The 7,310-nt window shown below is 60.3% G+C and carries 6 protein-coding genes; 4 read left to right on the plus strand and 2 right to left on the minus strand.

Features of this window, described 5'->3' with window-relative positions:
- Positions 1-145: 145 nt before the first annotated feature.
- Both NZK35_RS01250 and NZK35_RS01255 read right to left on the minus strand, forming a co-directional pair.
- Complete coding sequence (locus NZK35_RS01250; protein WP_259630785.1) at positions 146-1,516, minus strand: 3-keto-disaccharide hydrolase; 1,371 nt, start codon at positions 1,514-1,516, stop codon at positions 146-148.
- Between the two features lie 4 nt (positions 1,517-1,520).
- Entirely contained in the window at positions 1,521-2,741 is a 1,221-nt protein-coding gene (locus NZK35_RS01255) for a sulfotransferase family protein (protein WP_259630786.1), read from the minus strand.
- Between the two features lie 215 nt (positions 2,742-2,956).
- On the opposite strand from NZK35_RS01255, the gene NZK35_RS01260 reads away from it, so the two are divergent.
- From NZK35_RS01260 to NZK35_RS01275, 4 genes are all read left to right on the plus strand, one after another.
- Entirely contained in the window at positions 2,957-3,274 is a 318-nt protein-coding gene (locus tag NZK35_RS01260) for a MazG nucleotide pyrophosphohydrolase domain-containing protein (protein ID WP_095737597.1), read from the plus strand.
- Entirely contained in the window at positions 3,271-5,622 is a 2,352-nt protein-coding gene (locus tag NZK35_RS01265; RefSeq protein WP_259630787.1) for a hypothetical protein, read from the plus strand. The genes NZK35_RS01260 and NZK35_RS01265 overlap by 4 nt, the downstream gene beginning before the upstream one ends.
- A gap of 30 nt (positions 5,623-5,652) precedes the next feature.
- A complete protein-coding gene (locus tag NZK35_RS01270; RefSeq protein ID WP_259630788.1) occupies positions 5,653-6,591 on the plus strand; it encodes an ABC transporter ATP-binding protein in 939 nt (312 codons plus the stop codon).
- Positions 6,592-6,677: 86 nt separating this feature from the next.
- The coding region (locus NZK35_RS01275; RefSeq protein ID WP_259630789.1) for a DUF4339 domain-containing protein at positions 6,678-7,310 on the plus strand (633 nt) is incomplete at its 3' end.

Below are 7,310 nucleotides of genomic sequence, written 5' to 3' on the forward strand. Positions count from 1 at the left end.
GTGGCAGAATGATGGGGTGGGGAATGGGAACTGGCTGACTTATTGTTTTGCCCCCATCGTCTTGCCCCTTCCGGCCGATCTCTTCATCATTCTGCCCGATATCATTCTGCCACCTCTTCTCTCCCGCGTCGCAGACGCCCGGCCCCTACCTGAGTTCCACGATTTGCAGGTTGCGGAACAGCACGTCGGTCTTGGGGTCGTGTCCTTGGATCATGATGGTTCCCGGTGACGTCCGTTTTCCTTTACGCGGGTTCTCGTGTTCTTCGCGGGTGTCTTCCCAGTCGCTGACTTGCACCCCGCCGACCCAGGCGGCGATTCGGTTACCGCTGGCATGCAGCAATACCGTCGACCACTCCCCGTTTTCTCCGGCGATCACGCGAGCGTCTTGGCGACGAAAGATGCCGCCGGTGCCGCAATCCAAGGGCGTCAATCGGTTGCCGTCTTTGAATCCGTTGTTGATCTGGCATTCATAGCCCATCATTTCATCGCCGGGGATGCAGCGAAAGAAGATCCCTGAATTCATTTCGGGGTCATCGATCTTGTACTCGGCGAGCATGAAGAAGTCGCCGTAGCTTTGTCGGGTTTCCAGTTGCGTCTTGCCGCCGAGTACGTGCAGGTCGCCGTCGTCGTTGATCGTGAAGGTCCCCTCCATCTCGGGGTATTTTTTCCATTGGGACAGTTCCGGATCGAGCATCGGTTGCATGCCCAGCGGGCGGATTTTGATGTTCTTGAATTCGACGCGTCCGGAATTGTGTTGTAATCCGATGCGGCGTGGTGCCAGGTCGACCGGATCGGCGTAACGACAGACGACGTTGCCCTCCAGAGACACGGTGACATCCCTGCCGTCGGCGATGACGGACATCGTTCGCCACTGCGTCGGCGTTTGCGGTCCCGCCGCTTCGCCGTCGACTTTCTGTCGCTGGACAATGCTGCCGGTCGGGAACGGGTTGTCGTCAGGGGCGATGTTGATTTCGTAGCAATCCGCGGTCACGTTTTCCGGTTTCAGCGGCGTGCGGACAAACACACCACTGTTGGTTTCTTGATCCGCTTTGAAATCGAATGTCAATTGAAAGTCGCCCCAGGTGGTCGAAGTGCACAGCAAGCATTGTTCGCCTTGGTCGACCACGATCGCGCCGTCCTCGATGCGAAAGTTGGCGTTGCCGGTGATTTCCCATCCGAACAACGTGTGTCCGTCGAACAGACGGACCCAGCCCGCCGCGGCTTCTTCGTCCGGCAGTCGTGCGGCCAGCAATTCGTCGGCGCTGGCCGAGTAGGTTTGCGGTGCGATCGGTTCGGTCGCCGGTTCCGTCTGGGCGGTTGTCTGCTGTGCGGTTGTCTGCTGCGAGTTTGCCTGCTGCGAGTTTGCCTGCTCGACTGAGGGTGTTTCCGGATCCTTCCGCGCGCACCCGATCAAGGAGGCTAACAGGGCAAGCATCACACAGCAGGGCAGGGTGGACGTCGAAATACTGGTGCGTTGCGGTTGATCGCGACGCGAGTCGTTCAGGCGCGGGTTCATGCGATTAGTAGCCATAGGTTTCAAAGTAGTGTTTCCAGGCGGAGCGAATGGTCGCTTCGTCTTGGGGAGACAATTGATGCCGGTTGGTTTGGTAGGAGCGGTGTTCGCTGGCGGCCCAGGATTCGATCACCGGGCGGACCGAATCAAAATCACTCAATCGCAAGGAGCGATAGATCGTTTCAAGCACGGTGACCGGATCGGCAACCAGGTCTTCGTAGCGGATGTCAATGATTCGGTTGGAGTCGATGGTCGGGCGATCGCGGAGGAAGGCGTCGTACATTCGCCGCAAGCAATCGACCACGTATTGTTTGTCAGCCGACAGTGGCTGGTCGTCGCCGTCGTCGGACGGATTGGTGGATGCGGCGGCGTCGGGGCGTCGGGCCACTTGCATGCCTTGGGCTTCGGCCAGTCCGGCCCATAGCCGACAGGTCGAGGGGAACAGGGCGCGGGGGTCGCGGGTGACGTGGATGAACCTCGCGTCGGGAAATTCTTTGGCCAGCTCGGCAATGCGGCCGGTGTGGGTGGGGCTTTTGATCACCAGGGGGCGTCCGGTCACGGTGCTGACCCCCAGCAAGAAATGTCTCAGGGCGTCCAGCCATCGGCGAAGCGCCGACGGGGAGACGTCCTGAAAGTCCAGGTAATTGAGATCCACGGGGGCTTCACAGGGAAACGCGATGTGGCGATAGGGAGACGGCAGCCCCAGGTTCATCAACGCGAATTCGTCTTCTTGGGGCCGTTCCCAGCCGGCCGCCATGTTGTCCATGGGGCGTTTTCCCGGTATCAGCCACGCGAAAAATTTTTGGAAAATCCACTCGGTGACCAGAAAGTGATGGGGCGCGAAACACTGAAAGGTCGTCGGGCTGCTGTACCGCTCATCGAGCACCAGCAGTTCGTGCAGCAGCGTGGTGCCGCTGCGCCAGTGTCCGATGATGAAGACGGGGGGGCCGTGCAATTCGGCCGATGCCAGCCGATTCCGGAAAACCAGTTGCTGGGTTCCCGCCAAGACCGTGTTCCAAGGTGTCGCCAGCGAAACGCCCAGCAAATTCGGCAGCCGGCTCGGGTGGATTCTGAACCGCCCCTGACGCAGCAGGCCCCACCAGGTCAGCGGTCGCATCCCGTGCCAAAATCGCGGGGCATACCAAGGGTAGCGGTGGAACTCGGCCGCCGGTTTTCCCGCGGCTTTGTCGTCGGGGGCGGCCATCCGGCGGTGCGCAGAATCGGTCAACGAAGGTCGCTGCGGGGTTAAAAGAGAGAGAGCGAAAGACGGGTTTTGGAAGACAATCGTGCAGACGAGCGGAACCAAACCGCTGGGGCCACAGAACCAAACGCTCCGGAGCACTGAACCAAACGGTCGCAAACGCTGTACGGATGGCTAAACCCTAATCTAACTCAGCCCACCCCGATCGCGAAAGCGCTACGCACGCGCTACAATCTGCCAGCATGAGTGATTCTACTGAATTATCGTTTGCGGATCTTCAGCGGCATATTCGTCAGATGTACCACGAGAAGGACGTGGCCAGGGGGGTGGAAGGCACGTTCATGTGGCTGATGGAGGAGGTTGGAGAACTTTCGTCGGCCTTGCGGGGCGATGATCGAGCCAATCTGGCCGAAGAGTTCGCCGACGTGATCGCCTGGTTGACCACCATTGCCAACGTCGCCGAAATCGACCTCAACGCGGCCCTGGTCGCCAAGTACGGCGGGGGATGTCCGGGGTGTGGCAAACTGGTTTGCGAATGCCCCGATTCAGAGAAGCCATGACAGACCACGTCAAGTTCGCGGCAGTCGCTGCGCTCGTTCTCCTGTTCTCGGCCCCCGTTGCGGTGGCGGAGCAGGAACCGGCGGTAGCGGAAACCACTCCGGCGGCCGTCGTCGTTGGAATCAACGGACACTATCGAGTCGGCCGGCCGACCGCGATCCGCTTGGCCGAATCGATCCGTTCGGCGATGGAAACGGACGGCCGGTCGCGTTCAGAGTTCACGTTGGAGACGCTCGACGGCGACGGCGTGCGGGTACGCTATGGGACCTATCCCACCGCCGATTCCGAGCCGATCGAACTGGGTTACGTGGTGCCGGGCTCCGAGGCCGCTCCGCTGCAGATTCAACGCACGACCGAAGCGGGCACCGAAGTGGTCGTCCAAACACGGTTTCCCGCCGCCGGCCGACCGGACCGCGGTCCGTCGATGATCTCCGCTGGCATGCCCTGGATCGTTTCGGTCGGTGATCCGCTGGGCGTCGACCAAATCGGCGCGTCCAACGTGTTGCTCGACAAAGCCGCTCGCATCGCCGTCACCCGAATCGGCTCGGCCGACCGTTTGCCCTTTCAGTCGCTCGGCTACGACGGCGTCGACATGGTGATGGTCAACGCCACCGGCGTGCCGGTGCTGGAGGCGATGACGGGGGCACAGGCCGAGGCCTTGGTGTCATGGCTGCGCCGTGGCGGGCGCTTGTTCGTCACGCTCGGCGAGGCCACCGAGCGAACCTTGCAGGCGGCACCGTGGCTGCGTTCGCTGTTGCCGGTCGAGGACGTCACGCTCTCACGCTATGACCCCGCGGCCTTCGAAACCTTCACTTCCAGCCAGACGCCGCTGGACGTTTTTCAAGGCATCAAACTGCCCCGACGCGAGGGCCGTGTGTTGATCTCGGGCCGCACGACGCGTCGCGTTTCCGCCGTGCTGGGTGCCGACTACGTGATCGGACTGGGACACCTGACGGTCGTCACGGCCGACTTGGATGCACCCCGCTTTGCCCAGTGGCCCGAGCGTTTGGATCTGGTCAAGCAAGTCGTGGGCGAATTGCTCGAAGAACAGACCGGAGAGCGGGACAGTCGAACTGGTTCGACATCGTTCTCCGATTTGGCCGGCCAGATGCGAGGTGTGTTGGATCAGTTTGTGATCAAGCCACGCTTCAGTTTCTCAGTCGTCTCGGTCGTCGTGATGTTATTGATCGCCTTGATCGGGCCGCTGGATTACTTGTTGATCAACCGCGTGTGGGGAAAGCCGCTGTTGGGATGGGTGTCGTTTCCGCTGATGGCGATCGCATTGTCGGTATTTCTGGTCATCCAGGCCGCGCCCAAAACCGTCGCCGACGCGGCGGACACCGACTCGGCAGGCGGCGACTCGACCGGCACCAATTCGACCGCCGCCGCTTCCGCGACGTCCGCGTTGTGGCGGGCGAATCAATTTCAAGTGACTGACATTGATCTGGTCGACGGGGCCGGACGCGGGTTCGCGTGGTGCTCGTTGTATTCACATGACCCGGCGCGGGTGGATTTGCGCTATCGGGCTCGTGAGACGCTGGCGCCGCTCGAACCGAAATCGAGTGGACAGCCCGGTTGGACCACCGCTCGCTCCTTTGTCTTTCCCATGGGGTATCCCGGCCGAGAGTTCGGCGGCATTCAGTTGGCCGGGGAGAACAGCGTGTTTGAAGCGTACTCGGTGACGCCGTCGAGGATCGGTCAAGAGGTCGGTCAAGAGGTCGGTCGTGGTGTGAAGACAGAACTCAACGGTTTGACGATCGCCCCACGCAGCAGCAAGTCGATTGCGGCACGGTACTCGTTCACCGCCGACACCGACCGGGCCGTCGCCGTGATCCGCCGTCCGGGAAGCGAGTTGTTGCGGGGCACGCTGGTCAACCCGTTGCCCTATGACATCCTCGATGGCGTCCTGATCTATGGAAACTGGGTGTATCTGTTGCCGACGCGTGTTCCCGCCGGATCGAGCGTGGCGGAGTTGAGTGAGTTGCGACAGAAGAATTTTCGTTGGCGTTTGACGCGACAACAGTCGGCCGACAAGAGCACGACGGTGACGACGCCGTGGTCGCCGAGTGATTTTTCAGACGCCAAACGGGTCGCCGAAATGATCTTGTTTCATCGCGCCGCCGGGGGAGAACTCTACACCGGGCTTGGGCACCACGTGCTCGGCGATCTGGATCTCTCGGACTTGTTGGTCGAGGACCGATGTCTGTTGATGGGGCGGACGGAGCAACCGCTGTTTGAATTGGAAGTAAAAGAAACGATGGATGATTCAGCGGGATTCATCCAGCCCGGTGGTCGGGTGTTGTCGATGGTGCGCGTCGTCGTGCCGGTCCGTTCGACTCGCCTGAACTGATTCGCCAGAACTGAACGAGAAAAGACTCCCGTGATCAAGACAGTCGATTTGACAAAAAAGTACGGCGATGCGTTTGCGATTCGCAGCATCGACCTGGATCTCAATGCAGGCGATCTGTTCGGGTTCATCGGGCCCAACGGGGCGGGCAAGACCACCACGATGCGGATCATCGCCACGTTGCTCGAACCGAGTTGGGGCGAGGCGTACGTCTGTGATCATTCGGTCCACACCGCCCCCAAAGAAATCCGCCGCCTCGTCGGTTACATGCCCGACTTCTTCGGCGTTTACGACGACATGACCGTGGTCGAGTACTTGGAGTTTTTCGCCGCGGCATACCGAATCAACGGCCAGCAACGACGAGAACGCGTCAATGAAATGCTGGAAATCGTCGACCTGGAATTCAAACGCGATGCCTTTGCCAACACGCTCTCACGCGGACAAACCCAGCGACTCGGGCTGGCACGCACGCTGTTGCACGACCCCCAAGTCCTGCTGTTGGATGAGCCCTTGTCGGGACTCGACCCCCGGGCGCGGATCGAGATGCGCAACTTGTTGCGCAAGTTGGGCGAAATGGGGAAAACGATCATCGTCAGCAGTCACATTCTGCCCGAGTTGGCCGACGTGTGTAACAAGGTCGGCATCATCGATCGCGGTGAACTGAAGCAAAATGCCGAAGTCACTGAAGTGATTCGGATGGTCCGTGAACACGTCGTCTTGGTGATCCAGCCGAACCGGCCGGACCAGTTGAATGCGATCATCGACTTGCTCGCCCAGCACGACAAGGTCCAGAATTGCGAACTCGGTGATGCGTCGATCCGAGTGGTGTTGAAGCCCGATGTCGAAGAGTACAGCGACTTGCCGAAACTGTTGATCGAACACGAGATCGATCTGAAGCGGTTTTCGGAGGAAGAGTTGGATCTGGAATCCGCCTTTATGGCTCTGACGAAGGGGACCAGTACCCGTATGTAGGTGTCTCGCCGCGACGGTTGCCGTTGTGTTGCCGTTGTATCGAGCACCCCAAACGACCGACTGTTCATCACAACCCGGCTGATCGGATGATGGAACGTCCGGGGCGGGATCGACGTGCTAGGATCATGGTGGGTGAGGTTGCTCGTGCGATCCTCGTTTTTCCAAGATGCCGAAATCACTCTGATGCCCCCAACACGCTGATGCCAGACCAGGTGATGCCAGACCAGTGGTACATCAAGACCAAGAATGGAAAACGTGGTCCGTATTCGGTCCAGCAGCTGCAACGCTACGTTGACGCCGGCGCCATCCTGCCCAATTCTGGAGTGGGAAATGGGCAAGGTCCGTGGGTGGCCGCAGCAACGGTCCGGGGATTGAGCTTTCCGTCCGAATCGATCGCGAAAGTGCGTGCGACCACTCAGGCCGCGAAATCGTCGGTCTCGACCGGGAACGCCGCCGACGCCACGCTGAATCAACGGGCGGCCGAGCTGCAGTCGCGAGAACAGGCATTGCAGGTTCGGGCGGAAGCGTTGAACGCCCGTGACAGCGAGTTAGATGCCCGTGACAGTGAGTTAGATGCCCGTGGCAGTGAGTTAGATGCTCGTGACAGTGAGTTAAATGCCCGTGACAGTGAGTTAAATGCCCGTGACAGTGAGTTAGATGCCCGTGGCAGTGAGTTAGATGCCCGTGGCAGTGAGTTAGATGCCCGTGGCAGTGAGTTA

It is taken from the genome of Stieleria sedimenti (assembly GCF_025060895.1).
Lineage (GTDB): Bacteria > Planctomycetota > Planctomycetia > Pirellulales > Pirellulaceae > Stieleria > Stieleria sedimenti.